This is a genomic window from Arthrobacter sp. NPDC080073, assembly GCF_040686575.1.
GTDB lineage: Bacteria > Actinomycetota > Actinomycetes > Actinomycetales > Micrococcaceae > Arthrobacter.
The window spans coordinates 207,880-234,598 of sequence record NZ_JBFBKR010000004.1 but is presented as its reverse complement, the minus strand read 5'-3'; the positions used below and the strand labels follow the sequence as shown (position 1 = coordinate 234,598).

Annotated in this window: 23 protein-coding genes; 16 read left to right on the top strand and 7 right to left on the bottom strand. The window is 64.6% G+C overall.

The window, feature by feature from the left end; translation table 11 throughout:
* Positions 1 to 149: 149 nt before the first annotated feature.
* The 7 genes from AB0O52_RS07180 (at position 150) to AB0O52_RS07150 (ending at position 7,723) form a co-directional block, all read left to right on the top strand.
* The gene (locus AB0O52_RS07180; protein ID WP_284984902.1) at positions 150 to 887 is read left to right on the top strand and encodes an ABC transporter ATP-binding protein; all 738 of its coding nucleotides are present in this window, start codon (positions 150 to 152) and stop codon (positions 885 to 887) included.
* A complete protein-coding gene (locus AB0O52_RS07175) occupies positions 877 to 1,827 on the top strand; it encodes an ABC transporter permease (RefSeq protein ID WP_364535361.1) in 951 nt (316 codons plus the stop codon). The genes AB0O52_RS07180 and AB0O52_RS07175 overlap by 11 nt, the downstream gene beginning before the upstream one ends.
* Before the next feature lie 35 nt (positions 1,828 to 1,862).
* Entirely contained in the window at positions 1,863 to 2,903 is a 1,041-nt protein-coding gene (locus AB0O52_RS07170) for an LLM class flavin-dependent oxidoreductase (protein ID WP_364535358.1), read from the top strand.
* Between the two features lie 126 nt (positions 2,904 to 3,029).
* Complete coding sequence (locus tag AB0O52_RS07165; protein ID WP_364535355.1) at positions 3,030 to 3,326, top strand: antibiotic biosynthesis monooxygenase; 297 nt, start codon at positions 3,030 to 3,032, stop codon at positions 3,324 to 3,326.
* A gap of 100 nt (positions 3,327 to 3,426) precedes the next feature.
* Positions 3,427 to 4,683, top strand: coding sequence for a uroporphyrinogen-III C-methyltransferase (cobA, locus tag AB0O52_RS07160; RefSeq protein ID WP_364535352.1), 1,257 nt, complete (start codon positions 3,427 to 3,429; stop codon positions 4,681 to 4,683).
* Between the two features lie 98 nt (positions 4,684 to 4,781).
* Positions 4,782 to 6,248 (top strand): FAD-dependent oxidoreductase, encoded by a 1,467-nt coding sequence (locus tag AB0O52_RS07155; protein WP_364535349.1) that lies wholly within the window; start codon positions 4,782 to 4,784, stop codon positions 6,246 to 6,248.
* A 95-nt stretch (positions 6,249 to 6,343) separates the two neighbouring features.
* Positions 6,344 to 7,723 carry an MBL fold metallo-hydrolase gene (locus AB0O52_RS07150; RefSeq protein ID WP_364535347.1) on the top strand — a complete coding sequence of 460 codons (1,380 nt, stop codon included), beginning with the start codon at positions 6,344 to 6,346 and terminating at the stop codon, positions 7,721 to 7,723.
* A 109-nt stretch (positions 7,724 to 7,832) separates the two neighbouring features.
* Here AB0O52_RS07150 and AB0O52_RS07145 read toward each other — a convergent pair whose 3' ends face one another.
* The 3 genes from AB0O52_RS07145 to AB0O52_RS07135 all read right to left on the bottom strand — a co-directional run bounded on the left by AB0O52_RS07145 (position 7,833) and on the right by AB0O52_RS07135 (position 11,281).
* Positions 7,833 to 8,513, bottom strand: a complete 681-nt coding sequence (locus AB0O52_RS07145) for a FadR/GntR family transcriptional regulator (protein WP_364535344.1) — start codon at positions 8,511 to 8,513, stop codon at positions 7,833 to 7,835.
* Entirely contained in the window at positions 8,510 to 9,775 is a 1,266-nt protein-coding gene (locus tag AB0O52_RS07140) for an MFS transporter (RefSeq protein WP_364535341.1), read from the bottom strand. The genes AB0O52_RS07145 and AB0O52_RS07140 overlap by 4 nt, the downstream gene beginning before the upstream one ends.
* Before the next feature lie 63 nt (positions 9,776 to 9,838).
* Positions 9,839 to 11,281: a PucR family transcriptional regulator ligand-binding domain-containing protein gene (locus tag AB0O52_RS07135; protein ID WP_364535338.1), complete on the bottom strand. Its 1,443-nt coding sequence runs from the start codon at positions 11,279 to 11,281 to the stop codon at positions 9,839 to 9,841.
* A 144-nt stretch (positions 11,282 to 11,425) separates the two neighbouring features.
* Here AB0O52_RS07135 and AB0O52_RS07130 point away from each other — a divergent pair, with 144 nt between their 5' ends.
* From AB0O52_RS07130 to AB0O52_RS07120, 3 genes are all read left to right on the top strand, one after another.
* Positions 11,426 to 12,856 carry a gamma-aminobutyraldehyde dehydrogenase gene (locus AB0O52_RS07130; protein WP_364535335.1) on the top strand — a complete coding sequence of 477 codons (1,431 nt, stop codon included), beginning with the start codon at positions 11,426 to 11,428 and terminating at the stop codon, positions 12,854 to 12,856.
* A gap of 16 nt (positions 12,857 to 12,872) precedes the next feature.
* Positions 12,873 to 14,237 carry a 4-aminobutyrate--2-oxoglutarate transaminase gene (gene gabT / locus AB0O52_RS07125; RefSeq protein WP_364535332.1) on the top strand — a complete coding sequence of 455 codons (1,365 nt, stop codon included), beginning with the start codon at positions 12,873 to 12,875 and terminating at the stop codon, positions 14,235 to 14,237.
* A 254-nt stretch (positions 14,238 to 14,491) separates the two neighbouring features.
* Positions 14,492 to 14,626: a hypothetical protein gene (locus tag AB0O52_RS07120; RefSeq protein WP_364535329.1), complete on the top strand. Its 135-nt coding sequence runs from the start codon at positions 14,492 to 14,494 to the stop codon at positions 14,624 to 14,626.
* Positions 14,627 to 14,778: 152 nt separating this feature from the next.
* On the opposite strand, the gene rarD is transcribed toward AB0O52_RS07120, so the two are convergent.
* The gene (gene rarD / locus AB0O52_RS07115) at positions 14,779 to 15,678 is read right to left on the bottom strand and encodes an EamA family transporter RarD (RefSeq protein ID WP_364535605.1); all 900 of its coding nucleotides are present in this window, start codon (positions 15,676 to 15,678) and stop codon (positions 14,779 to 14,781) included.
* 306 nt (positions 15,679 to 15,984) lie between these two features.
* Here rarD and AB0O52_RS07110 point away from each other — a divergent pair, with 306 nt between their 5' ends.
* From AB0O52_RS07110 to AB0O52_RS07085, 6 genes are all read left to right on the top strand, one after another.
* The gene (locus AB0O52_RS07110) at positions 15,985 to 17,418 is read left to right on the top strand and encodes an FAD-dependent oxidoreductase (protein WP_364535326.1); all 1,434 of its coding nucleotides are present in this window, start codon (positions 15,985 to 15,987) and stop codon (positions 17,416 to 17,418) included.
* A 187-nt stretch (positions 17,419 to 17,605) separates the two neighbouring features.
* Positions 17,606 to 18,970 (top strand): GAF domain-containing protein, encoded by a 1,365-nt coding sequence (locus AB0O52_RS07105; RefSeq protein WP_364535323.1) that lies wholly within the window; start codon positions 17,606 to 17,608, stop codon positions 18,968 to 18,970.
* Between the two features lie 83 nt (positions 18,971 to 19,053).
* Complete coding sequence (locus AB0O52_RS07100; protein ID WP_364535320.1) at positions 19,054 to 19,680, top strand: hypothetical protein; 627 nt, start codon at positions 19,054 to 19,056, stop codon at positions 19,678 to 19,680.
* A gap of 131 nt (positions 19,681 to 19,811) precedes the next feature.
* The gene (locus AB0O52_RS07095) at positions 19,812 to 21,335 is read left to right on the top strand and encodes an aldehyde dehydrogenase family protein (RefSeq protein WP_364535317.1); all 1,524 of its coding nucleotides are present in this window, start codon (positions 19,812 to 19,814) and stop codon (positions 21,333 to 21,335) included.
* 186 nt (positions 21,336 to 21,521) lie between these two features.
* Entirely contained in the window at positions 21,522 to 21,938 is a 417-nt protein-coding gene (locus tag AB0O52_RS07090) for a DUF779 domain-containing protein (RefSeq protein ID WP_364535314.1), read from the top strand.
* Between the two features lie 112 nt (positions 21,939 to 22,050).
* Positions 22,051 to 23,658 (top strand): amino acid permease, encoded by a 1,608-nt coding sequence (locus tag AB0O52_RS07085; protein ID WP_364535312.1) that lies wholly within the window; start codon positions 22,051 to 22,053, stop codon positions 23,656 to 23,658.
* A gap of 196 nt (positions 23,659 to 23,854) precedes the next feature.
* On the opposite strand, the gene AB0O52_RS07080 is transcribed toward AB0O52_RS07085, so the two are convergent.
* The 3 genes from AB0O52_RS07080 to AB0O52_RS07070 form a co-directional block, all read right to left on the bottom strand.
* A complete protein-coding gene (locus AB0O52_RS07080; protein WP_364535309.1) occupies positions 23,855 to 24,490 on the bottom strand; it encodes a DUF2461 domain-containing protein in 636 nt (211 codons plus the stop codon).
* A 202-nt stretch (positions 24,491 to 24,692) separates the two neighbouring features.
* On the bottom strand, positions 24,693 to 26,189 hold the full coding sequence (locus AB0O52_RS07075) for a catalase (protein ID WP_364535306.1): 1,497 nt from the start codon (positions 26,187 to 26,189) through the stop codon (positions 24,693 to 24,695).
* Positions 26,186 to 26,677 (bottom strand): Fur family transcriptional regulator, encoded by a 492-nt coding sequence (locus AB0O52_RS07070; RefSeq protein WP_184738401.1) that lies wholly within the window; start codon positions 26,675 to 26,677, stop codon positions 26,186 to 26,188. Before AB0O52_RS07070 ends, AB0O52_RS07075 begins: the two co-directional genes overlap by 4 nt.
* Positions 26,678 to 26,719: the final 42 nt, after the last annotated feature.

The window sequence follows — 26,719 nt, the reverse complement described above, 5'->3', positions numbered from 1 at the left end:
CCGGCTAGCCATCGTGGTTTTTTTTTTTTTTAGTTGTTTCTAATTCCCATCACCTTACTCTGTTTTGTCGTTTTCAGCCCCCATAACGACAACAACTGCGAGTCAGTTGGGAACTCAACAAAACGAAGCAACGAACGAAGGACGGGACCATGCCAGTCGTACTGGAACACCTGGGTAAACGCTTCGGCGACGGCGCCCCGGTGCTGGACGACGTCAACGCCACCATTGAGCAAGGCGAGTTCGTCGCCCTGCTCGGTGCGTCCGGCTGCGGCAAATCCACCCTGCTGAACATCCTCGCGGGACTGGACCAGCCGACGTCGGGCGCCCTGGAGGTGCCCAGCGACGGTGCCGCCTTCATGTTCCAGGATTCAGCGCTGTTCCCGTGGCTCACTGCCCGCGGCAATATCGAACTCGCGCTCAAGCTCGCCGACAAGTCCGGCGGCCTGAGCAAAGCGTCGCGGGCTGCCCGTGCCGGCGAGTTGCTGGACCTCGTCCATTTGGGTGGCGCGGGGGACAAGCGCCCGCACGAGCTCTCCGGCGGCATGCGGCAACGCGTTGCGCTGGCCCGCGCGTTGGCCCAGGACCGGCAGCTGTTGCTCATGGACGAACCGTTCGCTGCCCTCGACGCCATCACCCGTGACCTTCTGCACGACGAACTCGAGCGGATCTGGAAGGAAACCGGGCGCACCATCGTGTTCGTGACGCACAACGTGCGCGAAGCCGTCAGGCTCGGCCAGCGGGTCCTGCTGCTGTCCTCCCGTCCTGGACGGGTCGTGGCCGAGTGGAACGTCACGGAGGAGCACCGGACCGACGCCGGCCGTGCCGGGGAGCTGACTGGAACCATTACCCGCCGCCTGCGCGAGGAGATCCGCCGCCATGCCAATTGAACAAGAGACCCGACTCGTCGAGGGTGAGACTGTCGAGCAGGCTCCGCAGTCCCGCCACATCACCTCGCCGTCGTTGAAGGGAAACCCGGACGAACTCCGGGACCTCGAAGCCGGCCTGGACAAGTTGCAATCGGATGCCCACCGCAAGGCGCGCATCGACTGGACCCGGATCATCCTCCCGATCGCGGCGCTCCTGGTGCTCATCCTCGCGTGGCAGTTCTACGTCTCCCTCGGTTTCAAGCGGCGCGACCAGGTTCCCGGACCCCTTGATGTCCTGAGCCAGTTCGGTTCCCTCTGGGCCGAAGGCAAAGCCCAGGAAGCCATCTGGACCTCCCTTCAGCGCGGCGTGATCGGCTTCCTCATCAGCGTCGCTGTGGCTACTCCGGTGGGCCTGATCCTTGCCCAGGTGCAGCCCCTGCGGCGGGCCTTCGGACCGCTCATTTCCGGGCTCCAGGTGCTCCCGTCGGTGGCGTGGGTTCCGGCTGCCATCATCTGGTTCGGGCTATCGGACGGCACTGTGTACTTTGTCGTCCTGATGGGTGCCATCCCGTCCATCATCAACGGATTGATTTCCGGCGTGGACCAGATTCCGCCGCAATACCGGAGCGTCGGCAAGGTTCTTGGGGCCTCGCGGCTGCAGATGGCCTTGCAGATCGTCCTGCCGGCGGCCCTTCCCGGGTACCTTGGCGGGCTCAAGCAGGGCTGGGCTTTCTCCTGGCGTTCGCTCATGGCCGCCGAAATCATCGCGGTGGGCGGCACCATCGGCTTCGGACTCGGTTCGCTCCTGGACCAGGGCCGCACCTTGTCCGACATGGCCACGGTCATGTCCGCGATCCTGGCGATCCTGTTTGTGGGCATCCTGATCGAGCTCGTCGTCTTCGCCCCGATCGAGCGCCGACTCCTGCTGCGCCGCGGCTTGCTGGCAGGGAGCACGCGCTAAGGAATTCCCCGGCTCGCCCCGTGGTTGACGCGGGCATGAAACGAATCGGTTTTCTTTCCTTCGGCCATTGGGGACCTGTCCAAGGCTCGCGCACTCCTTCGGCCGGCGACGCCTTGCTCCAGGGGATCGACCTTGCGGTGGCGGCCGAGGAACTCGGCATCAACGGAGCCTTCTTCCGCGTGCACCACTTTGCGCGCCAGCAAGCCTCGCCGTTCCCGCTACTGGCTGCCATCGCGGCCCGGACCAGCCGGATCGAGATGGGCACGGGCGTGATCGACATGCGCTACGAAAACCCCCTGTACATGGCCGAGGAGGCAGCGGCCACGGACCTCATCAGCCAAGGCAGGCTCCAGTTGGGCATCAGCCGTGGTTCACCCGAGCCGGCCCTGCACGGCGCGCGGTACTTCGGCTACGCACCCGCCGAAGGTGAGGACGACGCCGCGATGGCCCGCCGCCACACCGCCGTATTCCGGCATGCCATCGCGGGCCATGGCGTGGCCGAAGCCGATCCCTCCTTCATGGGGGGCGGCCGCGGCCTCCTGCCGATCCAGCCGACGTCGTCCGGGCTGCCGCGGCGCATCTGGTGGGGCGCCGGCACCCGAAAGACCGCCGTCTGGGCCGCGGAACAAGGCATGAACCTCATGAGCTCCACCCTGCTCACCGAAGACACCGGGGTTCCCTTCGACCAGCTCCAGGCCGAACAGATCAGCATGTTCCGGGAGGCATGGGCTGCAGCCGGACACGGTTTTGAGCCGCGTGTCTCGGTCAGCCGCAGCATCATTCCCGTGGTGGACGCCGAGGACGAACACTATTTCGGGCTCCGCGCGCAGGTGGAGAACCGCGACCAAGTGGGCATGCTCGACGGTGCCCTGTCACGGTTCGGCAAGAGCTACGTCGGACCACCGGATGCCTTGGCCGAGGAACTCGCGCAGGACGCCGCGGTCCAAGCCGCGGACACGGTGCTGATTACCGTGCCCAACCAACTCGGGGTGGAATACAATGTCAAGCTGCTGGGCAACGTCGCCAAATATGTCGCTCCGGCGATCGGCTGGGAGGCGCCCACGGCGCAAGCGTGATGTGACGCAGGCCAGCCCCGGAACTGTTCCTTCCCTGAGACTCCTTGTCCGGCCCCAAGTACGGGCCTACACTCACGGCTATCAGCCGGTATACGGCCGATCATTCCCAATTCCAAGGAGACAGCCGTGGCGCCAAAATTTGGAGTGCTGGCATTGCTCGAAGCCAAAGCGGGGAAGGAGGAGGAGGTCTGGAATTTCCTCAACGGGGGGCGCGAGATTGTGCTCAACGAACCCGGAACCCGGACGTGGTACGCCTTTCGCGTCAGCGAAAACACCTTCGGCATCTTCGACACTTTCGACACCGAGGAAGACCGGCAGGCCCACCTCGACGGCGCCATCCCCGCCGCACTTGGCGAGCACGGTCCTGCACTGCTCGGGAAGGACCCGGACCTAAAGCTGATCGAACTCATTGCCGTGAAGTAAGCGGCACAGCGTCAGCCACTATGTGACGCCGGGTTACCTAGCGTGAACTGGTGTTTCCGGACCTTTGAAGCATGTTACGGCCCGGCCCTACAGTTTTTTCATGGCAATACAGGACATCTACCCCACAGCGCTGCGGCTGCTCGGCCGCCCGGTGCTGGTAGTGGGCGGCGGACCGGTGGCTGCGCGACGCGCCAAGGGACTGCTCGACGCCGGCGCCCGGGTGACCGTAGTCGCGCCGCTTGCCTCTGACGCGCTCCGCGAACTCGCCGCCTCCGGCCTGCTCACCTGGAAGCCGCGCACCTACCTTTCCTCCGACGTCGACGGCGTCTGGTTCGTCCAGACCGCCACAGGCGTCGCCGCTGTGGACGCCCAGGTAGCCGCCGACGCCGAGGCGCAGCGCATCTGGTGCGTCAACGCCTCCGACCACGAATCCTCGGCGGCATGGACGCCCGCCGTCGCCGTAGTGGACGACGTGAAGATCGCCATCAACGCCGGGGGAGACCCCCGCCGTGCCATGGCCTTGCGCGACGCAGTTGCCACCGCACTTGAGACGGGAGACCTGCCGCTCCGCCGTCGTCGTGCCTCGACCGGAAGTGTCGCCCTCGTAGGCGGCGGTCCCGGCGACTCGGGGCTCATCACGGTCCGCGGACGCCGCCTCCTTGGCCAGGCCGACGTCGTCGTCGCAGACCGACTCGGGCCGCGCGACTTGCTGCACGAACTTGCTCCGGACGTCCGCGTAATCGAGGTCGGCAAGACCCCCGGCCACCACCCCGTGCCGCAACTGGAGATCAACCGGATCCTCGTCGAGGAAGCCCTGGCCGGCCACCGTGTGGTCCGGCTCAAAGGCGGCGACCCCTACGTCCTGGGCCGCGGCGGCGAGGAAGCGGAATTCTGCCGGCAGAACGGCGTCGAGGTTGAAGTGGTTCCCGGTGTCACTTCGGCGATCTCCGTGCCCGCGGCAGCGGGGATTCCCGTGACGCACCGCGGACTTGCGAAGGGCTTCAGCGTGGTGACCGGCCACGAGGAACTTTCCGAGGTCCCGGCCCGTCCGGACCACACCGTGATCCTGCTCATGGGTGTCGCCAAACTCCGCGAATCCGCCGCTGTCCTTGCGGCCTCCGGAATGCCCCTCGACACGCCAGTAGGTATCGTAGAGAACGGCTACATGCCCGAACAGCGCGTCACGATCGGCACTTTGGCAACCATTGCAGACCAAGCCGATGCCACCGGGGTCGCAAATCCCGCAGTGATTGTGATCGGCGATGTGGTGCGTGTCAGCCCGTTCGCCCCCGAGCATTTCAAGACCGCTGACTACAGCACCCTGACCCCTAACAAGCCCCGCGTCGTTACCCCTTAGCCCCTCACCCAACTAGCTCGCATTAGGTGTCGTTATGAGCCTTCAAAACGACAACAATTGCGAGCCAGTTGGGAAGCACACTGAAAAGGAACACAGCCGTGTCATCTAGCACCCCCGTAGGAACCGCTGCACGTCCGCTGCGCGTCGCCGTCGTCGGCTCCGGCCCGGCCGGCGTCTACGCCGCGGACATCCTGACCAAGAGCGAGGCCGTCAAGAGCGGCGAGCTGACCGTCAGCATCGACCTCTTCGACCGGTACCCGGCCCCCTACGGCCTGATCCGCTACGGCGTTGCTCCGGACCACCCCCGCATCAAGGGCATCGTGAACGCCCTCCACAAGGTCCTGGACCGCGGCGACATCCGCTTCTTCGGCAACGTGGACTACGGCACTGACATCTCCATCGAAGACCTGCGCACGCACTACGACGCTGTCATCTTCGCCACCGGCGCCATCAAGGACGCCGACCTGAACATCCCGGGCATCGAGCTTGAAGGCTCCTTCGGTGGCGCGGACTTCGTCTCCTGGTACGACGGCCACCCCGACGTTTCCCGCGAATGGCCGCTCGAAGCCACCTCCGTGGCCGTACTCGGCAACGGCAACGTGGCACTCGACGTTGCCCGTATCCTCTCCAAGCACGCCGACGACCTCCTGGTCACCGAAATTCCGGACAACGTCTACGCGGGCCTCAAGGCTTCCCCGGTCACCGACGTGCATGTCTTCGGCCGCCGCGGACCGGCACAGGTGAAGTTCACCCCGCTGGAGCTCCGCGAGCTGTCACACTCCAAGGACGTGGACATCATCCTCTACCCCGAGGACTTCGAGTTCGACGAAGAGTCGGACCGCCAGATCCAGACCAACAACCAGACCAAGACCATGGTGGGTACCCTCACCAACTGGATCGCCGAGCAGCCGGAGGACCTCTCCGAACTCAAGGCCTCCCGCCGGCTGCACCTGCATTTCCTGCACAGCCCGGTGGAGATCGTGGATTCCGCGGAGACCCCGGGCAAGGTTGCCGCGATCAAGTTCGAGCGCACCGAGCTGGACGGCACCGGCAATGCGCGCGGTACCGGCGAGATCGTCGACTACCCGGTCCAGGCCGTTTACCGCGCGATCGGCTACTTCGGTTCCGCGCTGCCGGACGTCGAGTTCGACCACCGGCGCGGGGTCGTAGCGAACGACGGCGGCCGCGTGCTGGACGCTTCCGGCGAGCACGTCCCTGGCTTGTACGCCACGGGCTGGATCAAGCGTGGCCCCGTCGGCTTGATCGGCCACACCAAGGGCGACGCTCTGGAGACGGTCACTTACCTCTTGGAAGACCGCGAAAACCTGCCGTTGGCCGCCGTTCCCGAGGCGGACGCCGTCGTCGAGCTCCTGGACGCCCGCGGCGTGAAGTTCACAAGCTGGGAAGGCTGGCTGGCGCTTGACGCCCACGAGCGTGCTTTGGGTGCCGCCGCGTCCGACGCCGGTACCTCGCACGGCGTCGAGGTCCAGCGCGAACGCATCAAGGTGGTGCCGCGTGAGGACATGGTGGACATTTCCCGCGACGGCGTGGCCGCACAGGTCTAGTTTCTACAACGCGGGGTCACTTAGCGCCCATCCGGAGCATCGGAATGGGCGCTAAGTGACCCCGCGTTGCTTGTTATCGGGGTTAGACTCTGCGCATGGACGTCGTCGTCGTCGAAACGACCCAATTGGGGGACCGCAGCTACCTCGTCCATGACGGCACGACGGCGCTCGTCATCGACCCCCAGCGCGATACCGACCGCGTCGAAACGGCAGCGCGAAACGCGGGTGTGACCATCACCCATGTCGCTGAGACCCACCTCCACAACGACTACCTCACTGGCGGCCTCATCCTTGCCCGGCACCACAACGCCCGCTATTTGGTGAATGCCGCGGACAACGTCTTGTTCGAACGTGAGCCGGTTGTTTCAGGGGAGGCGTTCAAGGTAGGCCGACTTTCCGTCAAGCCGGTGGCCACCCCGGGCCATACACACACTCATCTGGCCTATGTGGTTTCGGACCCCGACGCCGGCACCGGCGTCCGGCAAGCGGTGTTCTCCGGTGGCAGCCTGCTCTACGGCTCGGTGGGCCGGACCGATTTGATTGCCCCGGAGGACACCGCAGGACTGGCCCATGACCAGTACGCCTCGGTCCGGCGGCTCGTCGCTGAGGCAGCACCGGACGCGATCCTGTATCCGACCCATGGCTTCGGTTCGTTCTGCTCCATCGGTCCAGCGAGCAGGCTCCCCGCATCGACGATCGGGGAGCAGGCCGTCACCAACCATGCGCTCACCGACCCGGACGAAGACCATTTTGTGAGGCACCTCCTGGCGAATATCACGGCGTACCCGAGCTACTACGCGCACATGAGCCCGCTCAACGCCCTGGGACCGGGACCCGCGACGCTTGACGTGCCGGAATCGGTGCAACCCGCGGAGCTGGAGCGCAGGCTCGAGTCCGGGGAATGGGTGGTGGACCTGCGCAACCGGGTCGCATTCGCCGCAAACCACCTGCGTGGCAGCGTGGCCTTTGAATACGGGACGGGATCGAGCTTCACGAGCTACCTCGGTTGGGTCCTGCCATGGAAGCAGCCGCTGACTCTGGTGGGCGCCCACGACGACGTCGAAAAGGCCATCCGCGACCTCGCAAGGATCGGATTCGACTCCCCGGACGCCGCTCTCGGCGAGGATCCCGGGGCCCTGGCACCAGGAGCTTCCTTGGTGCAGTATCCGATCACCGACTGGGCGGGGCTGGTACGGGACCGGGCCCCGGGCGAAACGGTGCTGGACGTGCGCCGCACCGAGGAATACTCCGCCTCCCATGTGTCCAAGGCAGTGAATGTCCCATTGCATGAGCTTTTGCTCCGGCTGGATGAATTGCCGACTGCCAGGATCTGGGTGCATTGCACCTCCGGCTACCGGGCCAGCGTCGCCGCAAGCCTGCTGCATCGTGTCGGCCGCGACGTCGTGCTCATCGACGCACGCTTCCGCGAGGCAGCCGATGCCGGCGTCGAGCTGACGAGCGCTGCTCCGGCCTAAATGCCAGGCCACGGCAGACGCTCGCTCACCTTTGGGGGATTTCCGGCGGACGCTCGCTCACTAGAGGTGAGCGGGCGTTGGGGGAAAGGCCGATATAGGTGAGCGGGGGTTAGCTGTTGATCCGTTCCGCGGCGAAGTCCAGGTTGCGGTACACGCTCGCGACGGCGGCGGCCTCGTCGCGTGCCTCGATGGCGTCGGCGAGCTCGTCATGACCCTCGTGGGGGACGCCGTTGAAGCCGGCCTTGCGTTGTTGGCGCAGGAGATCGTCGTGGAAGACCCCGCCGAAGGACACATACAACTGGTGCAGCAACGGGTTGCCCGAAGCCAGGGCCACCCGTTCGTGGAACTCCCAATCGGCCCGGGCCCAGGCGGGGTAATCGGCCGCGAGCCACGCGTCGTGGCGTGCTTGGAGGAGGGCCCGCATGGCGGCGACGTCCTCGGCCGTGGCGTGCTTCGTGGCCAGTCGGGCGGCCTGGGTGTCGAGCCCCACCCTGACTTCGACCACGTGCTCCTGGGTGTGTTCCTTGTACATTCGTTGGGCTGCGCCCGAGATCTCGCTGGTCGCCCGGACATAGGTGCCGTCACCGCGGCGAACCTCCAACATGCCACTGTGCGCCAGGGCTTTGATGGCTTCGCGGAGCGTCCCGCGCGAGACTCCAAGCGAGGCCATGAGCTCGGGCTCGGCGGGGATCTTCTCCTGCAGGGGCCACTCTCCTGTCTGGATCATGCCTCGCAGTTGATTGGTGACTTCCTCGGCCAAGGCAGGCCGGTGCGAAGGTGTCAGGCTCATGCCACGGGCCTCGGTCCGGCCTTGATCGCGGTCCGCTTGCTGGTGAGCTGGTGGCAGCTCACCATGAGGGTCAGGGCCACCGCGGCGAGGAGCAATAGGGGGAGGGTCCAAGCACCGGTGGCACTGTGGAGCAGGCCCATGCCGAACGGTCCCAGCGCCGCGATCAAGTACCCCACGGACTGGGCGACGGTGGACATGGCGGTGGTTTCCGCCGTCGTACGCCCGCTGCGGCTGATGATCACCAGGACCAGCGGGAAGATGCCCAGGCCGAAACCGAACATGACGGCGGGAATCGATGCGAACGACGTCGGCAGCAACAGCATTGCCGGGATTGCCAGGAGGGTGGTCCCGCTACCCAGGTACAGGGCAGGCCGCATCATGCCGGGCCGCGAGCCGATCGCGAGGAGGATCATGCCGGCGGCCACCGAAACCAGCTGCATGAGCCCGAACTGGAGGCCGCTCTCGGAGGCGCTGAGACCTTGGGTCGTCAGGATGTAGGCAAACCAACTCATCACGGCATAGGCCAGGAGGCCCTGCAAGGTGAAGACGGAGGTGATGAGGAATCCCAGCCGGGTGCGCAGGAGCGGCCACATGGAAACGTGCTCCTGGTTGGCCTTGCGTGAAGTGCGGTGTGTGTGGAGGACCACCGGGAGGAAGCCGAGAAGCGCGGCGACGCCCAGGAGTCCCCATGCCGCCAGGCCCATCGACGGCGAACCGAGTTGCTGGGCCAGGGGCACGCTGACCGCGGCTGCGAAGGTGGCACCGCCGGACATCGTGAAGGTGTAGAGGCCGGTCATCATGGACGTCTTGCTCGCATAGTGCTCGCGGATGTACGACGGCATGGCCACGTTGCACACCGCGAGGCCGGACATCGCCAGCACCGTTCCGGCGAGGAGGGCGCCGGTGGCGGGGATACTGCGGACCAGGAGCCCGGCAGCCAGCATGGCCAGCGCCACGAAGATCGACTTCTCGACGCCGATCCGGCGCGACAGCCACGAGGTGCCCAGCCCTGCGACGGCGAAGCACAGCAACGGGATGGACGGAAGAATCGACGCGACGAGCGCCCCGTAGCCGAGGAATGCCTGCAAATCGTGGAACAGCGCCGCCGCGCTCGTGATGCCGGCGCGTAGGTTCAGGCCGATCAGGATGACGGCGACGATCCCGACGACGGCGACCACCCGGGATTTCGGCGCGACCGTACCGCCGCTGGCCGGGACAGTTGTTGCTTCCGTTGCATGGGGAGTCGGGGGAGTTGAAGCCATGCTTAAAGGTTAGACGTTTGATGTTTTCCGGGGGAAGTTTTGTGGTGAAAATCTCCGTGAACCTCAGCGCGGGTTGCGCGCTCCCAGCCGTTGCACCGCGAGCGCAAGCCACAGCTGCACCCGGTCCGGGGTCTGGGCAGGGTCGTAGCCGGTGAGGTCCGTGATTTGCGCCAAGCGGTAGCGCACCGTATTGCGGTGCAGGGTCAGGGCTTCGGCGACGGCGGCCACCGAGCCATTGTGGTTGAGGTAGCTTTCCAGGGTCGGAACAAGCTCGGAGCCATGAGCGGCGTCGAACTTGCGCAGGGGAGTGAGCGCCTCGCTGGCCATGTCCGCCAGCGGCACGTCCTCGCTGGCCAGCAACAGCGAAGTCAGGCTGAGTCGCTCAGGTTCGTTGACCGGCAGGCCGTGCGCCACGGCGTCGCGCGCTTCGAAGTAGCTCCAGCGCACGCCGTTCGGCTTCGTGTAGGCGCCGCCGATCCCGATCACCGCGTGGATCCCCGCTTCCAAAAGGTGATCACTGAGATCCTTCGCGAGCGCGCTTGCGGAACTGCCGTCGTCGGGAACTACAGTCACCAGGTCCTTCCCGACGACGGCGGTCACCCCGCCGTCGAGCGATTGCGGAAGCGAGGTGCTGCCGAGTTGTTTGTGGTGGGCAGCGGAGACCACCAGCAGCACCACGTTCTTGCGGGTGCTGTTGATTCCAACGCCGGCCAGGCGGCGGGCGCCCTCCACCGTGTCCAGGGTTCCGTGGATGACATCGTCCAGCACCTGGCCCGCCAGGGCCCGCTGGCTCTGGCGCTGCTTGACCATGTTGTTGAGTTCCACGCTGATCAGGTTCTGCGCATAACTGACAATCCCGGTGTCGCCGAACGGCTGCTTGATCCATAGGGTGCAGGCGTCGCGGCGGCCCGTCGGGATGGGGAAGGTCGCCCAGTCGTCAGCCGTGGGTGCGGGGTTGCCGGCCACGCTGTTGTAGAGCTGGGCGCTGAACTGCGTGAGCGCGATGTCGGTCCGGAGCATGCTGCCCAATTGCTTGAGCAATTCGCCGAGCCCGCCGCCGGTCAGCAGGGCCCGGGCCAGGATCTGGTGCCCGGCGATGAGGCGCTCCAGCTTCGAGTAGTGGTCAGCGGATTGGGAATCCGCGACGAGTTTACCGATGGCGATGAAGGGGGTCTCGTACGGGACTTCCACGAGGGGCAGGCCCCAGCGGTTCGCTTCCGCAATGAGGGCAGGGGGTACGGACTCGTGGGTCAATCCGGTGCCGAAGCCGATGCCGACGGCTCCCGCGCGCTGGACCTGGCGCACGAATCGGCGCTGTTCCGCGGCCCCGCTAAGCCTGAGGCCTGTGGTCAGGATCAACTCTCCGCCATTGAGGAAGCGTTGGGGATCTTCCTGCTCGGTCACGGCCACCCAGCGGATATCTTCGTTCCAGGTGGTTTCCGCGAGACCGGCTTTGCGGAGCCGAAGTGAGGGGACGGCGACGAGCGCGGCGAGTGACATTGCCATGCCAAAAAGGATATCCCGGCACTGGTCATTCGCACTAAGCCGGGGTGGTCGGGGTGTGCACCTGACTATTCCGCGCCGCGGGGTGCTGGCATAGGCTCGGAGCAGCTGCAACCAATGCCTAGACACCGAAAGAGGTTGTACACCGTGGTCCAAACCTTGCAGAACTTCATCAACGGCGAGTTCGTCACGCCGGCAGGCACCGAACTGCTCGACATCGTGAACCCCACCAACGGGGAGATTGTCGCTCATGCGCCTATCTCCACGGCGGCCGACGTCGATGCGGCCATGAATGCGGCCAAGGAAGCCTTCAAGTCCTGGAAGCATGTCACGCCTGGCCAGCGCCAGCTCATGCTGCTCAAGCTCGCTGATGCCATCGAAGCCAACAGCGACGAGCTCGTTGAGGCACAGCACCGCAACACCGGCCAGGTCCGCGCCCTCATCGCATCCGAGGAAGTTGCCGCTGGTGCAGACCAGCTCCGCTTCTTCGCCGGCGCCGCGCGCATCATGGAAGGCAAGTCCGCCGGCGAGTACTTCGAGGGCCACACCTCGTACGTACGCCGCGAACCGATCGGCGTCGTCGCCCAGGTTGCACCCTGGAACTACCCGTTCCTCATGGGCATCTGGAAGATCGGCCCCGCCCTCGCCGCAGGCAACACCGTTGTTCTCAAGCCCTCCGACACCACTCCGGAATCCACCTTGGTCCTGGCCCGCCTGGCGGGGGAGATCTTCCCGGCCGGCGTTCTGAACGTGGTCCTCGGCAACGCGGCCACCGGCTCCATGATGGTGGAGCACAAGGTCCCGGGCCTCGTCTCGATCACCGGTTCCGTGCGCGCCGGCATTGCCGTGGCCAGCGGAGCGGCCAAGGGCCTCAAGCGTGCCCACCTGGAACTTGGCGGCAAGGCTCCGGCCATCGTCTTCAAGGACGCCGACATCAAGAAGAGCGCCGCGGCCATCGCCGAATTCGCCTTCTTCAACGCCGGCCAGGACTGCACGGCCATCACCCGCGTGCTGATCGAAGATTCGATCCACGACGACATGGTTGCGGCGATGGTGGAGCACACCAAGACGCTGCACACGGGTTCGCAGAACGACGAGGAAAACTACTTCGGGCCCCTCAACAACGTGAACCACTTCAATGCCGTGAACTCGGTAGTGGAGCACCTGCCGGCCAACTGCAAGATCGAAACCGGCGGCCACCGTGCGGGTGAGAAGGGCTTCTTCTTCGAGCCCACCATCATCACCGGCGCCAAGCAGACCGACGACGTCGTCCAAAAGGAAACCTTCGGGCCCGTCATCACCGTCCAGAAGTTCACCACCGAAGCCGAGGCACTCGAGCTGGCCAACGACGTCGAATACGCCCTGGCCTCCAGCGTCTGGACCACGGACCACGGCACCGCCATGCGGATGAGCCGCGACCTGGACTTCGGCGCGGTCTGGATCAACACCCACATCCTGCTGACCGCTGAGATGCCCCACGGCGGCTTCAAGCAGTCCGGCTACGGCAAGGACCTGTCCATGTACGGCGTCGAGGACTACACGCGCATCAAGCACGTGATGTCTGCACTGGACGCGTAAGAAAGAAAGAACCATCATGACCGCAACAGCACATGAAATCACCTACCGCCTGGACCAGAAGCGCAGCATCAACGGCGCCTTCCCCGGCCCCAAGTCGCAGGCCCTGAACGAGCGCCGCGCGGCCGTCGTCGCTGCCGGCGTGTCCTCGGGCGTGCCGGTCTACGTTGAGGACGCCGACGGCGGCATCATCCGCGACGTCGACGGCAACTCCTTCATCGACCTCGGCTCCGGCATCGCCGTGACGAGCGTTGGCGCTTCGGACCCGGCCGTCGTCGCCGCTGTCCAGGACGCGGCAGCGCACTTCACCCACACCTGTTTCATGGTCACGCCTTACGAGGGCTATGTCGCCGTCGCCGAGCAGCTCAACCGCCTCACCCCGGGCGACCACGAGAAGCGCACCGTGCTCTTCAACTCCGGCGCCGAAGCAGTGGAGAATGCAGTCAAGGTGGCACGCCTGGCAACCGGCCGTGACGCCGTCGTCGCCTTCGACCACGCCTACCACGGCCGCACCAACCTGACCATGGCGCTCACCGCCAAGGCCATGCCGTACAAGACCAACTTCGGCCCGTTCGCGCCCGAGGTCTACCGCATGCCGATGAGCTACCCGTTCCGCGAGGAAAACCCGGAGATCACCGGTGCCGAGGCCGCCAAGCGCGCCATCACCATGATCGAGAAGCAGATCGGCGGCGACCAGGTTGCCGCGATCATCATCGAACCGATCCAGGGCGAGGGCGGCTTCATTGTTCCCGCTGAGGGCTTCCTGCCGGCACTGTCCGCATGGGCCAAGGACAAGGGCATCGTCTTCATCGCCGACGAGGTCCAGTCCGGTTTCTGCCGCACGGGTGAATGGTTCGCCGTCAACCACGAGGCTGTTGTCCCGGACATCATCACCATGGCCAAGGGCATTGCCGGCGGCCTCCCCCTGTCCGCGATCACCGGCCGCGCAGACCTGCTCGACGCCGTCCACCCGGGCGGCCTCGGCGGCACCTACGGCGGCAACCCGGTTGCCTGCGCCGCAGCTCTTGCTGCCATCGGCACCATGGAGCAGCACGACCTCAACGCACGCGCCCGCCACATCGAGGAAATCGCACTCGGACGCTTGCGTGAACTCGCGGCTGATCCTTCCGCAGGCGCTGTCATCGGCGACGTCCGTGGACGCGGTGCCATGCTGGCGATCGAACTGGTCCAGGCCGGCTCCAAGGAACCGAACGCGGAACTGACCAAGGCTGTTGCCGCCGCGTGCCTCCAGGAAGGCGTCATCATCCTGACCTGTGGCACCTACGGCAACGTGATCCGACTGCTGCCGCCGCTGGTCATCAGCGACGAACTGCTCCTGGACGGCCTCGAGGTCCTGGCAGCGGCAATCAAGGCCAACGCTTAGCCACAACCTTCAGGTGGACATGCCCACCTCTAGGTGCAAGGGATGGACATAGTGCGACTATGTCCATCCCTTGCGTTTAACAATGAGCATGTCCACTGGATACCAATGAGCATGTCCATTGGTGCGGGGTAGCGCTGAGCACGTCCGCTGGACGCCGGTGAGCATGTCCATTGGTGCGGGGTAGCGCTGGGCATGTCCGCTGGACGCCGGTGAGCATGTCCATTGGTGCTGGGTAGCGCTGGGCATGTCCACTGGTGCTGGGTAGCGCTGAGCATGTCTGTGGCACCTACGGCAACGTGATCCGTCTGCTGCCGCCGCTGGTCATCAGCGACGAACTGCTCCTGGACGGCCTCGAGGTCCTGGCAGCGGCAATCAAGGCCAACGCTTAGCCACAACCTCCAGGTGGACATGCCCACCTCCAGGTGCAAGGGATGGACATAGTGCGACTATGTCCATCCCTTGCGTTTAACAATGAGCATGTCCACTGGGTAGCGCTGAGCATGTCCACTCGTGCTGGACGCCGCTGAGCATGTCCGGGGTTTTAGGCAGCGCTGAGCCGTGCGCTTTTCCTGATGACCGAGTTCTTGCGTGCCGTGCGCAGCATGTCAAGGGTCAGGAGCAGCAACGCCAGCCACACGATCCCGAAGCCGACCCAGCGGTCGGGGGTCATTGCCTCGTGGAAGACGGCAAGGGCCACGATGAACTGGAGTACCGGCGCGAAGTATTGCAGCAGGCCGATGGTGGTCATGGGCAGGCGGCGCGCGGAGGCACCGAAGAACAGGAGCGGCACGGCCGTGATGATGCCTGAAGCCGCCAATAGCCAGAAGTGCCCCGGGCCGTTGCTACCCAGAGTCCCGGCTCCCGTGAGGCCGAGGACAATCATGGTGGCGCCCGCGATCGGCGCGAGGACCACGGTCTCCACGGTGAGGCTCGTGATGGCATTGACCTTGGGCCCCACGCGCTTCTTCACGAAACCGTAAAGTCCAAAGCTGAACGCCAGGACCAGCGCGATCCACGGCAGCTTGCCATAGGAAACCGTCAAGACGCCGACGGCGATGAAGCCGATCCCGACGGCGGCCCACTGAAGCGGGCGGAGCTTTTCCTTCAGGACGAACACACCAAGGAGCACCGACACGAGCGGGTTGATGAAGTAGCCGAGCGAGGCTTCGACGGCATGTCCGGTGGTGACGCCGAAGGTGTAGGTCAGCCAGTTGATGGCGATCAGTCCGGCCGCTATGGCGAGTGGCCCCAGGACGGCCCGGTCCCGGAAGGCATTGCCGAGGAGGCGCCATGTCCGGGTGATGGTGATGAGAAGGGCGCAGAAAATAAGGGACCACACCACCCGGTTGGCGACGATTTCGACCGCACTGGCGGGTTGCAGCACCAGGAAGTAGAGCGGAAGCAGCCCCCACAGGCCGTACGCCCCGATGCCGAACACCACACCCGCCGTCGTCTCCTTCTTTGCCGTGGCAGCGGCGGCGGCTGCTGTAGCCGAAGCATTCGAAGCGCTGGAAGCGCTTGTGGCGGACTGGGCAGGTACGGTTTGCTCGGGCGTAGACACAAAGTCAACAACATCACATTTTGCGAAGGTATTCCTGACCGTACGGCCGGAAAGTTAGTGTGAGTTTCCTCGCCCGGTTGTGTCACCTCCCGCCACGTACTGACACTCCGGGCACAACTGAGAACTAGAATTGGAAACTGCGCGCCCCACCACGCGGGGCGGATTCCTGTCTCAGAAGGGTTCACGGTGTCCAACTCGGCCGAAACCACCTCAAAACGTCCATTGCGCGTCGCTATTGTCGGCGCAGGGCCGGCCGGCGTGTACGCCGCGGATATCCTGACCAAATCGAACGAGGTCAAGGACGGCGACGTCGAGGTCAGCATCGACCTTTTCGAGGCATACCCCGCACCGTACGGCCTGATCCGCTATGGCGTGGCGCCGGACCACCCCCGCATCAAGGGCATCGTCAACGCGCTTCACAAGGTCCTGGACCGCGGAGACATCCGCTTCCTCGGCAACGTGACCTACGGCCGCGACCTCACGCTGCACGACTTCCGCGCCTTCTACGACGCGGTGATCTTCTCCACGGGAGCCATCAAGGACGCGGACCTGAACATCCCCGGCATCGAGCTGGAAGGCTCCTTCGGCGGAGCCGACTTCGTCTCCTGGTATGACGGACACCCGGACGTGCCCCGCGAGTGGCCCTTGAATGCCAAGGAAGTGGCAGTCATCGGCAACGGCAACGTCGCGCTGGACGTGGCCCGCATGCTCTCCAAGCACGCAGATGACCTCCTGGTGACCGAAATCCCGGACAACGTCTATGCCGCCCTCAAAGCCTCCCCGGTCACGGACGTGCATGTCTTCGGACGGCGCGGCCCGGCCCAGATCAAGTTCACTCCGCTTGAACTGCGAGAGCTCTCGCACTCCAACGACGTGGACATTGTGCTGTACCCGGAAGATTTCGAGTTTGATGAAGCCTCGGACGAGGCCATCCGCAGCAACAACCAGATCAAGACCATGGTCAACACGCTGACCAACTGGCTCGTCGAGGAACATGCCGAAGCCGAGCAGCCCTCGTCCCGCCGCCTGCACCTGCATTTCCTGCACAGCCCGGTGGAGATCCTTTCCGAAGACGGTTCCGGGAAGGTCTCCAGCATCAAGTTCGAGCGCATGAAACTGGACGGCACAGGCAACGTCAAAGGTACCGGCGAGTTCGTGGACTATCCGGTCCAGGCCGTCTACCGCGCCATCGGCTACCACGGCTCCCCGCTGGACGAGCTTGAGTACGACGCCCGCCGCGGTGTCATTCCCAACGACGGCGGACGGGTACTGGACAGCGACGGCAAACCCGTTCCCGGCATCTATGCCACCGGCTGGATCAAGCGCGGACCCGTGGGCCTGATCGGGCACACCAAGGGCGACGCGCTGGAGACCATCGGTTGCCTCCTGGAGGACCGACTCACGCTGCCCCCGGCCGAAAACCCGGACCCGCAGGCCATCATCAACCTCCTTGAAGAGCGGGGGATCGAGTACACCACCTGGGAAGGCTGGAACAAGCTCGATGCGCACGAACTAGCCCTGGGCGCCGAATGGACCGCCGAAAACCCGGACGCCGGCATCGTACGCGAACGCATCAAGGTGGTTCCGCGCGAGGACATGATCGAGATCTCGCGCGGCTAGCGGCTCTCGGGTGCCGTTCGGTGCCGGAACCGTGGGTGCGGGCCGCACGCTGCGTTCCGGAACCTAGCCTTCGGCCCGCAGCCGCGAATTCGACCGGACGACCGTTACTCGCTGCCGCCCCATAGGCAAAGCCTCGGCTCGCAACTAGACTGGCCGGTACTGTGCTGCGTCCGGTTTTGGGAGTTCGATGAAGAATCCGATCCATCCGGCAGCTTCGGTCAATGATGTCGCCGAGCTGTTGCAGCGCCATGCCCGCGCTGGACATGAGCAAATCGATACGTGGCGCTTTGGGCTTCCCGATGCCACGGAGCTTCATGGTTTGCGTAGCCTGATCAAGGAATCCTGGCAGCGTTCCGCACAGCTCAAGGCGAACCCGGACCAGCCCGAAGCTCCCGTGGCTATGGACGTCGACGAGCTCGAAGAATACCGCCGCCAACACCCGCTGGCCATCATCATGCCGGTCATCCAGAAGCTCCTCATCCAGCCCAGCTATGAGAGCGGGCTGCTGGTGGCCGTGGGGGATGAGCTCGGCCGCCTGCTGTGGGTGGACGGAAATCCCGCGATGCGGCGCCGCGCCGAAGGCATGATGTTCGTGGCAGGCGCGGACTGGTCCGAAGCCGCTGTCGGGACGAGTGCGCCCGGCACGGCGCTCGCCTTGGGCCGCGGCATCCAGATTTCCGGCGCCGAACACTACAAACGCTCCGTCCACCCGTGGAGCTGCACCGCGGTGCCGTTCCATGACCCTGACTCCGGCGCGCTCCTCGGCGTCGTCGACATCACCGGCACGGAAGCCGCCGTCGCACCCCACACGCTTTCCCTCGTTGAAGCAACCGTGGCGGCAGCGCAAGCGCAATTGCGCGTGGAAAGGCTCCAGCTCGCGGCGACCAAGCACTCGGCGCCTGCCCGACGCCGGAACTTGCCTGCCGCCGCCGGCTCGCCCCGGCGAACCGGGCTGTACCGGAACAGCCTCCAGCTGCTGGGCCGCGACCAGGCCCTGTTGAGCATGGGAGGACGCAGCATTCCGCTTTCCGCGCGGCACAGCGAGATCCTGGCGTTGCTGGGAACCCGTCCCGAGGGGCTCAGTGCCGAGGAGCTCGCTCTTGCCTTGTATCCCGGCGACGGTTCGAGCGTCACCCTCCGGGCGGAAATGGTGCGCCTGCGCAAGGTCCTGCACGAACTCGATCCCGCGGCAGTTCCGGAATCCCGCCCCTACCGGCTCCCGATCGACCTCGGCCAGGACGCCGCCCAGGTCCTGTCCTGCCTGCAGAGGGGCGCCCACCGCATTGCCTTGGAGATCTACAAAGGCGCCGTCCTTCCGCATTCGGAAGCGCCCGGCATTGTGGAGCTCCGCGGGAAGGTCTCGGCACTCTTGCGCGAGGCGGTCCTCAACGACGGCAGTGCCGAGGCGTTGCTCAAGTATGCCGGGCTGCCTGAGGCGAAGAACGACGTCGACGTCCGGCTTGCCGCCCTTAAGCTCCTGCCGCCGCGCTCGCCCAAGCGGGCTTCCGTCGTCGCCGAGCTCGAACGCCTGGAAAGCGAACTGTCGGCTTGACGCGGGCCCCTCGTGTGGCACTCGGGAAATATGGGGTTTCGGCCCGTATCGTAGGACCGAGCCGAACGAAAGAAGCTTTCTCCGTGTTGAACAAACGCCTCGCCGTTGCCCTGACCGTTTCCGGACTCCTTGCCGGAGCCACAGCCTGCGGGGCACCCGCTCAGACTGCGCCGGCCCAGACTGCGCCGGCATCGGCAATGCCTTCGGCTTCGGCCACCACAGCTGCCGCAGCCGGCTGGGAACTCGATCCGGCCGCCGGCGCCCGGAGAATCAAGGCCGCGGGCTTGGATATCCTGACCGCCGAAGGCACCGCCGAGCATTATCACGCCCATCTGGACGTGCTTGTCGATGGCAAAGCCGTCACTGTCCCGGCCGAGATCGGTTTCAGTTTCGGGGCCAACGGGCAGCCCAACGGGATCTCGGCGCTTCACACCCACGACACCTCCGGTGTCATCCACATCGAAGCGCCTACTCCCGGCCTGAAGTACACGCTGGGCCAGGTCCTCAGCGAATGGGGAGTCCTGGACGGCAAAGATGCCACCGGAGCACCGCACGGCGGGACCGGCGGCTGGACCGCCTACGTCAACGGCGCAAAGCAGAGTGCGCCGGTGTCTGACGTGGTCCTCAAGGCCCACGACGAAGTAGTGCTCTCCTTTGGTGCCGCACCTTCGCCGGTTCCAAGCTCCTACGCTTTCCCCGCGGGCCTTTAGCTTCTGACCCCTGTAGGTGAGTACCGTCAGGACGTGATCTGAAACACAAGGTTGCAACCTGCTTGCAACCTTCCCGCTCCTACGCTGATGGCACAGCAAAGCCACCATCACGCGCAGCAAAGGAGCTACAGATGACTGTTTATGCACAGCCGGGTGCCGAGGGTTCGAAGGTCACCTTCAAGGACCGTTACGAGAACTGGATCGGCGGCGAGTGGGTTGCCCCGGTCAAGGGGCAGTACTTCGAAAACATCACCCCGGTGACCGGTAAGGCCTTCTGCGAGGTTGCGCGGGGCACGGCCGAGGACATCGAGCTGGCACTGGACGCCGCGCACAAAGTAGCACCGTCCTGGGGCAAGACCTCGGCCACGGAGCGCGCCGCGGTCCTGAACAAGATCGCGGACCGGATAGATGAAAACCTCGAACTGCTGGCCGTGGCCGAGAGTTGGGACAACGGCAAGCCCATCCGGGAAACCCTGAACGCGGACATCCCCCTCGCGGCGGACCACTTCCGCTACTTCGCCTCCGCGATCCGCGCCCAGGAAGGCCACTTGTCCCAACTGGACGAGGACACCACGGCTTACCACTTCCGTGAGCCGCTGGGCGTCGTGGGCCAGATCATCCCGTGGAACTTCCCGATCCTGATGGCCGTGTGGAAGCTGGCCCCGGCACTGGCCGCGGGCAACGCCGTCGTCCTCAAACCCGCCGAGCAGACCCCGTCCTCCATTCTGGTGCTGATGGAACTGATCAGTGACCTGCTGCCCGCCGGCGTGGTCAACGTCGTCAACGGTTTCGGCGTCGAGGCCGGCAAGCCCCTGGCCTCCAGCCCCCGGATCCGCAAGATCGCCTTCACCGGCGAGACCACCACGGGCCGGCTGATCAGCCAGTACGCGTCCCAGAACCTGATCCCGGTGACCCTTGAGCTGGGCGGCAAGAGCCCGAACATCTTCTTCGATGACGTCGCCGCGCAGAACGACGCGTTCTACGACAAGGCCCAGGAAGGCTTCACGCTCTTCGCCTTCAACCAGGGCGAAGTCTGCACCTGCCCCTCCCGCGCACTGGTCCAGGAAGGGATCTACGACTCCTTCATGGCCGACGCTGTGGCCCGCACCAACAAGATCATCCAGGGCAACCCGCTGGACACGGACACCCAGCTCGGTGCCCAGGCCTCCAACGACCAGCTCGAGAAGATCCTTTCCTACATCGACATCGGAAAGCAGGAAGGCGCCAAGGTCCTCACCGGCGGCGCCCGCGCACAGCTCGACGGCGACCTGGCCGGCGGCTACTACGTCCAGCCGACCATCTTCGAAGGCCACAACCGGATGCGGATCTTCCAGGAGGAGATCTTCGGCCCGGTGGTGTCCGTGACGAAGTTCAGCGACTACAACGACGCCATCGGCATCGCCAACGACACCCTCTACGGACTCGGCGCCGGTGTCTGGTCCCGCAACGGCAACGTCGCCTACCGGGCGGGCCGGGAAATCCAGGCCGGCCGCGTCTGGGTCAACAACTACCACGCCTACCCGGCCGGCGCCGCGTTCGGCGGGTACAAGTCCTCCGGCATTGGTCGTGAGAACCACGCGATGATGCTGGACCACTACCAGCAGACCAAGAACCTCCTGGTCAGTTTCAACGAGAACAAGCTCGGCTTCTTCTAAGCCGCACTTGACCGTGCGGGGAGGGGTCAACATAGATCCCTCCCCGCCGAACCACGCCTGGCCACCCCTCAGGAAAGCAGCAGCTCCCCTCGAAAAACGCTTAAACGACGCAAGGATTTCGCCAATGACGACGACAATGCAAATGAAGCACGCCAAGATCGACGGCCGCGTAGTGCTGAGGTTCTAATGTCCCACGACAGGCTTGACGCCGCGGTGACGCTGCCCGGAGAAGACTTTTCCCGGGTGGCGCTCACCGCCGTTTCCATCGAACTGCTCCGGAAGCTGTGGGAGCAACATGGTCCCCTCGTGTTCCACCAGTCAGGTGGTTGCTGCGACGGTTCCTCACCCATGTGTTACCCCGCCGGCGAATTCATTACCGGTGATTCGGACGTTTTGCTTGGGCTTTTCGACATCGGCGGGCCCGAACGGCCGCAACCTTTGGAGTTCTGGATGTCCCGAGAGCAGTTCAATTACTGGTCCCACACGCATCTGACGGTGGATGTCGTGGATGGTCGCGGCAGCGGCTTCTCCGTGGAATCGCCGGAGGGGAAACGCTTCCTTATCCGTTCGACGTTGATGGACTGGAATGTCCCCAAGCTCTGAAGATACACCGTCCTCGCGTCTCACAATTTGGGACAAATGTGGGGGTCCATTGGCTGGACACTACTCTTGATGAGTCTGTTTCCAGCACCCCATCAAGATTGTGGACTCTTCTATGAACCTCTTCCGGACCAAATCGATCGAGCAGTCCATTGCGGACGCCGATGAGCCCGGACGCAAGCTCAAGCGTTCCCTCAGCACCTGGGATCTGATGATCATGGGCGTTGCCGTGGCCGTCGGCGCCGGGATCTTCTCTGTCGGCGCCAAGGCCGCTGCGAACTTTGCCGGACCCGCCGTGACGATCTCCTTCGCCGTCGCAGCCGTCACCTGTGCCTTGGCCATCATGTGCTACGCCGAATTCGCTACTGCGATCCCGGTCGCCGGGTCCGCCTACGTCTTCACCTACGCCACCATGGGCGAAGTCCTCGCCTGGATCATTGGCTGGAACCTAATCCTCGAACTGTTTACGGCTGCTGCCGTGATCGCCAAGTACTGGGGAATCTACTTGAGCAAAGTGTTCGCTCTCATGGGTGTGGATATGCCCCCGGCCTTGAACATCGGCGGGGTGGATCTCTATTGGGGCGCTTTCCTGATTGTTGCCATCTTCACGGTGCTCCTGGTGCTCGGCACCAAGCTCTCCGCGCGCGTAGGCAACGTCTTCACGCTGATCAAGATCGCCGTGGTGTTGTTCGTGATTGTTGTCGGCTTCACCTACGTGAAATTCTCCAATTACGCGCCCTTTGTCCCGGCGTCGCAGCCTACCGGAGGAAGCGACGGCGCGGATGTCATGAAGCAGTCCTTCTTCGGCTTCCTCACTGGGGCGGTTCCGGCCCAGTACGGAACGCTGGGCATCTTTGCCGGCGCAGCCTTGGTGTTCTTTGCGTTCATTGGCTTCGATGTGGTTGCGACCTCCGCGGAAGAGGTCAAGAACCCGCAGAAGACGTTGCCCCGTGGCATCTTCGGCGGACTGGCGCTGGTGACGTTGCTCTACATCCTGGTCTCCCTGGCCCTGACCGGCATGGTGTCCTACACGCAGCTGGCCGAAGCGAAGAACCCCACCCTCACCACGGCCTTCGAGGCGGTTGGAAACACCGACGCGGCCAAGGTCATTGCCTTTGGCTCCCTGATTGGTTTGACCACCGTCATCATGGTGCTGCTCATGGGCCTCGCCCGCGTGGTCCTCGCCATGAGCCGCGACGGCCTGCTTCCCCGCGCGCTGTCCAAGACCAGCGCCAAGCGTTCGACGCCGGTCCGGCTCCAGATCATCTGTGGCGCTGCCGTGGCAATCGTCGCGGGTCTGACCAACGTGGATCTCCTCGAAGAAATGATCAACATCGGTACCCTCTCGGCCTTTGTGATGGTGAGCCTGGGCATCCTGGTCCTGCGTAAGAAGCGACCGGGCCTGAAGCCGGCTTTCCGGGTTCCGTTCGGCAAGGTGCTTCCCGTGGTCTCGGCCGTCCTGTGCGTCTACCTGATGACAAACCTGGCCGTGGAGACCTGGATCTTCTTCGCCATCTGGCTGGCAATCGGACTGGCCATCTACTTTGCTTACGGGCAGCGCCACTCCCGCCTGAACGAGAAGTTCGCTTCGGCGAAGGCCGCTGTGTCCGGGGCGGCATCTGCTTTCGGCAGGAATGGCGATTCAAGCGACTCCCGCGATTCCAGCGACTCCAGCGATTCCGGCGGATCCGGCGACGACGAGGACAGCCTCAGTAAGGTCTGACCCGGGGACGGATTCACTGCTCAGGCCGGACTCACGGCCCCCTCGAGCTTACGACACATGTTCCATGGCTCGAGGGGGTGGCCGTCGGATTCCAAGCGATCCGGTTCCTAGGCATAGGGCCGCTCAAACCCTTTCGACCTCAAACCCTTTCGACCTCAACGCTTTCGACCCAATGACTACGGGCGGCTACGCGCGACTACGGGGCCGCGTGCTCGTTGACCCACTCCACGAGCGGGCGCAATACCTCCCAACGCTTGGCGATTTCTTCCTTGGCTGAGGGCTGGGACATCCATTCCGGTTCGCCCAAGGTCACCCCGGCAGACAACGATTTGTGCTTCAAGAGCTCGGCGCGTGGATGGTCTTTGTCGAAACCACGCGGCACGGTCTTGAGCTTCTCGCCTTCCACCGCGAAACCGGCCGCGGCGATGGAATCGACGATCTTCTGGAGTTCCTCCCCGCTGGCCGGCGAATCCGTGGCGGCGCGGAACCGGGCAATCTGCTCCGGGGTGCGGGAGTGGCATCCGCCGCCGACCAACAGGCCGTCTGCGCTGAGCTGGAGGTAGTAGCCCACGCCCTCCTTGTCCGCCGCAAACGCTCCCTGTGCCGTCTTGTAAGGGGACTTGTCCTGGGAGAAGCGGATATCCCGGTTCGGACGGAAAACCTTGCCCGGCCCGAAACGTGGCTCAAGCTCCTCCAGCAACAGCGTCAATGGCTCCTTCACGGCGGAGTCGTAGATGTCTTTGTGCGCCAGCCACCATTCGCGGTTGTTGTTCTCTTCAAGTTCGGCATAGAAGGCGATGGCCGCTGCGGGGATCCCGGTAAATGTGCTCATGTAAGGATCCTATGGATCACAATGCCGAGCTAGCCAGAGTCATTGTCGGCTATGTGGAAAACCCTGGCGGAAAGCCCCGGTGGAAAAACCGTCACGGAAAACCCGCCCCCAAGCCCCGGTTCGACGTGCCCTGCGGCGTGAATTAAGAAAGCAACCCCGCCGCGGAGGATCCGCAGCGGGGTTGCTTCGTTTATCGACGTTGTTACAGCTTGTTGGCTGCCTCTGCAGCCGACTCGCCTTGGCCTGCGCCGAGGTTGGCGCGCAGCTTGGCGCCGAGTTCGGCATCGACGTTGGTCCAGTACTGGATGGCGCGTTCCTTGATGCCGGGGCTCTTGACGCCGCCCACAGCGCCCGTGATGGTTTCCAGCAGGCGGGCCTTGGCGCCGTCGTCGTAAACCTCGCGGTACAGCGCGCCGGCCTGGCCGAAGTCGCTGTCCTCGGCGTGCAGGGAGTGTGCGGAGAGCGTCAGCTCGCCGTCGTTCTCCCAGCCGCCGGCCGGGTTCTGCGGCTCAACAGCGGCCGGGCCACCCACGGAGTTCGGTGCGTAGACCGGAACCGAAGGAGCATTGAACAGGTAACGTCCTGCGCCGTCCTGGCTGTAGTTGTTGACCTGGTTCTTCGGCTGGTTCACCGGGATCTGGGCGTGGTTGGTGCCCACGCGGTAGCGGTGTGCGTCAGCGTAGGAGAAGATGCGGGCCTGCAGCATCTTGTCCGGGGAGGCAGCGATACCCGGAACGAAGTTCGAGGGCGCGAAGGTGGCCTGCTCGATCTGCGCGAAGTAGTTCTCCGGGTTCTTGTTGAGCTCCATGGTGCCCACGTGGATCAGCGGGTAGTCCCCGTGCGGCCACACCTTGGTGAGGTCGAACGGGTTGAAGCGGTACGTCTTGGCGTCCTCGTAGGGCATGACCTGGACGTGCAGTTCCCAGGACGGGAAGTTGCCGGCGGCGATGTTTTCCTGGAGGTCGCGGATGTAGAAGTCCGCGTCCGAGCCGGCCAGCTCAGCTGCTTGGTCGCCCGTGATGGTCTTGACGCCCTGGTTGGACTTGAAGTGGTACTTGACCCAGAAGCGCTCGCCCTCGGCGTTGATCCACTGGTAGGTGTGCGAGCCGTAGCCCTGCATTTCACGCCAGGAAGCCGGCAGGCCACGGTCGCCCATGAGCCAGGTGACCTGGTGTGCGGACTCGGGGGACAGGGTCCAGAAGTCCCACTGCATGTCGGCGTCGCGCAGGTGGGTGCCCGGGAGGCGCTTCTGGGAGTGGATGAAGTCCGGGAACTTGATGCCGTCGCGGATAAAGAACACCGGGGTGTTGTTGCCCACGAGGTCGTAGTTGCCCTCGGACGTGTAGAACTTGACGGCGAAGCCGCGGGGGTCGCGCCAGGTGTCCGGGGAGCCGTTCTCGCCTGCAACGGAGGAGAAACGGATGAGCATGTCCGTCTCGACGCCCGGCTGGAACAGGGCTGCCTTGGTGTACTGGGAAACGTCCGAGGAAGTCTTGAAGGTACCGAAAGCGCCGCCACCCTTGGCGTGGACAACACGCTCCGGGACGCGCTCGCGGTTGAACTGTGCGAGCTTTTCCACCAGGTAGTGGTCGGTCAGGATGATGGCACCATCGGCGCCAACGGACTTGGAATGCGCGTCGGAAGTGACAGGCGCTCCCGACTGGGTGGTCGAGAGGGGCACAGAAATGTTCGCGGTCATCGTTCTCCTATTTCGTGGGTTACTTGCGTTTGAGTAGGAAGCTGTTGTTTGGCCTGGCAGTCCTGGCAGATGCCTTGGTACAGGACGTCTGCGATCTGGATGGTCATGGGTTTGGAATGCTCATCCCAGTGCGGGGTGAGGCAGGGTGCATGGCCCACGGCGCAATCGACGTCCTCCACGCGGCCGCAACTGATGCAGACGGCGTGGTGGTGATTGTCGCCCACCCGGGTCTCGTACAGGGCGGGAGAGTGGGGTGGCTCGAAGCGTCGCAGCATCTGCAGGTCCGTGAGGTCGCTCAGCACCACATAAACAGACTGCGCTGTCAGTTCGGGAAGATCCTTGCGCGCGGCCGCCAGAATGCCTTCGGCCGGGGAGTGTGGATTGTGCTGAACGGCAGCAAGAACCGCAAGACGCTGCTTGGTCACGCGGCGTCCGTGGGAATGCAGGGCGGAAGCCCACGCTTCCTGGTCTGCCGTGTGATCTGCCATACGCCCATTGAAGCACTTATTATGAGTACTTCACAATAAGGG

Excerpts from the sequence above, each read along its gene's own strand:
- gabT (WP_364535332.1), top strand. The coding sequence starts at position 12,873 with ATGACCGCAACAGCACATGAAATCACCTACCGCCTGGACCAGAAGCGC.
- AB0O52_RS07145 (WP_364535344.1), bottom strand. The coding sequence starts at position 8,513 with ATGAGCCTGACACCTTCGCACCGGCCTGCCTTGGCCGAGGAAGTCACC.
- AB0O52_RS07080 (WP_364535309.1), bottom strand. The coding sequence starts at position 24,490 with ATGAGCACATTTACCGGGATCCCCGCAGCGGCCATCGCCTTCTATGCC.
- AB0O52_RS07070 (WP_184738401.1), bottom strand. The coding sequence starts at position 26,677 with ATGGCAGATCACACGGCAGACCAGGAAGCGTGGGCTTCCGCCCTGCAT.
- AB0O52_RS07150 (WP_364535347.1), top strand. The coding sequence starts at position 6,344 with ATGGACGTCGTCGTCGTCGAAACGACCCAATTGGGGGACCGCAGCTAC.
- cobA (WP_364535352.1), top strand. The coding sequence starts at position 3,427 with ATGGCAATACAGGACATCTACCCCACAGCGCTGCGGCTGCTCGGCCGC.
- AB0O52_RS07175 (WP_364535361.1), top strand. The coding sequence starts at position 877 with ATGCCAATTGAACAAGAGACCCGACTCGTCGAGGGTGAGACTGTCGAG.
- AB0O52_RS07075 (WP_364535306.1), bottom strand. The coding sequence starts at position 26,189 with ATGACCGCGAACATTTCTGTGCCCCTCTCGACCACCCAGTCGGGAGCG.
- AB0O52_RS07170 (WP_364535358.1), top strand. The coding sequence starts at position 1,863 with ATGAAACGAATCGGTTTTCTTTCCTTCGGCCATTGGGGACCTGTCCAA.
- AB0O52_RS07085 (WP_364535312.1), top strand. The coding sequence starts at position 22,051 with ATGAACCTCTTCCGGACCAAATCGATCGAGCAGTCCATTGCGGACGCC.
- AB0O52_RS07095 (WP_364535317.1), top strand. The coding sequence starts at position 19,812 with ATGACTGTTTATGCACAGCCGGGTGCCGAGGGTTCGAAGGTCACCTTC.
- AB0O52_RS07090 (WP_364535314.1), top strand. The coding sequence starts at position 21,522 with ATGTCCCACGACAGGCTTGACGCCGCGGTGACGCTGCCCGGAGAAGAC.
- AB0O52_RS07135 (WP_364535338.1), bottom strand. The coding sequence starts at position 11,281 with ATGGCAATGTCACTCGCCGCGCTCGTCGCCGTCCCCTCACTTCGGCTC.
- AB0O52_RS07140 (WP_364535341.1), bottom strand. The coding sequence starts at position 9,775 with ATGGCTTCAACTCCCCCGACTCCCCATGCAACGGAAGCAACAACTGTC.
- AB0O52_RS07180 (WP_284984902.1), top strand. The coding sequence starts at position 150 with ATGCCAGTCGTACTGGAACACCTGGGTAAACGCTTCGGCGACGGCGCC.
- AB0O52_RS07105 (WP_364535323.1), top strand. The coding sequence starts at position 17,606 with ATGAAGAATCCGATCCATCCGGCAGCTTCGGTCAATGATGTCGCCGAG.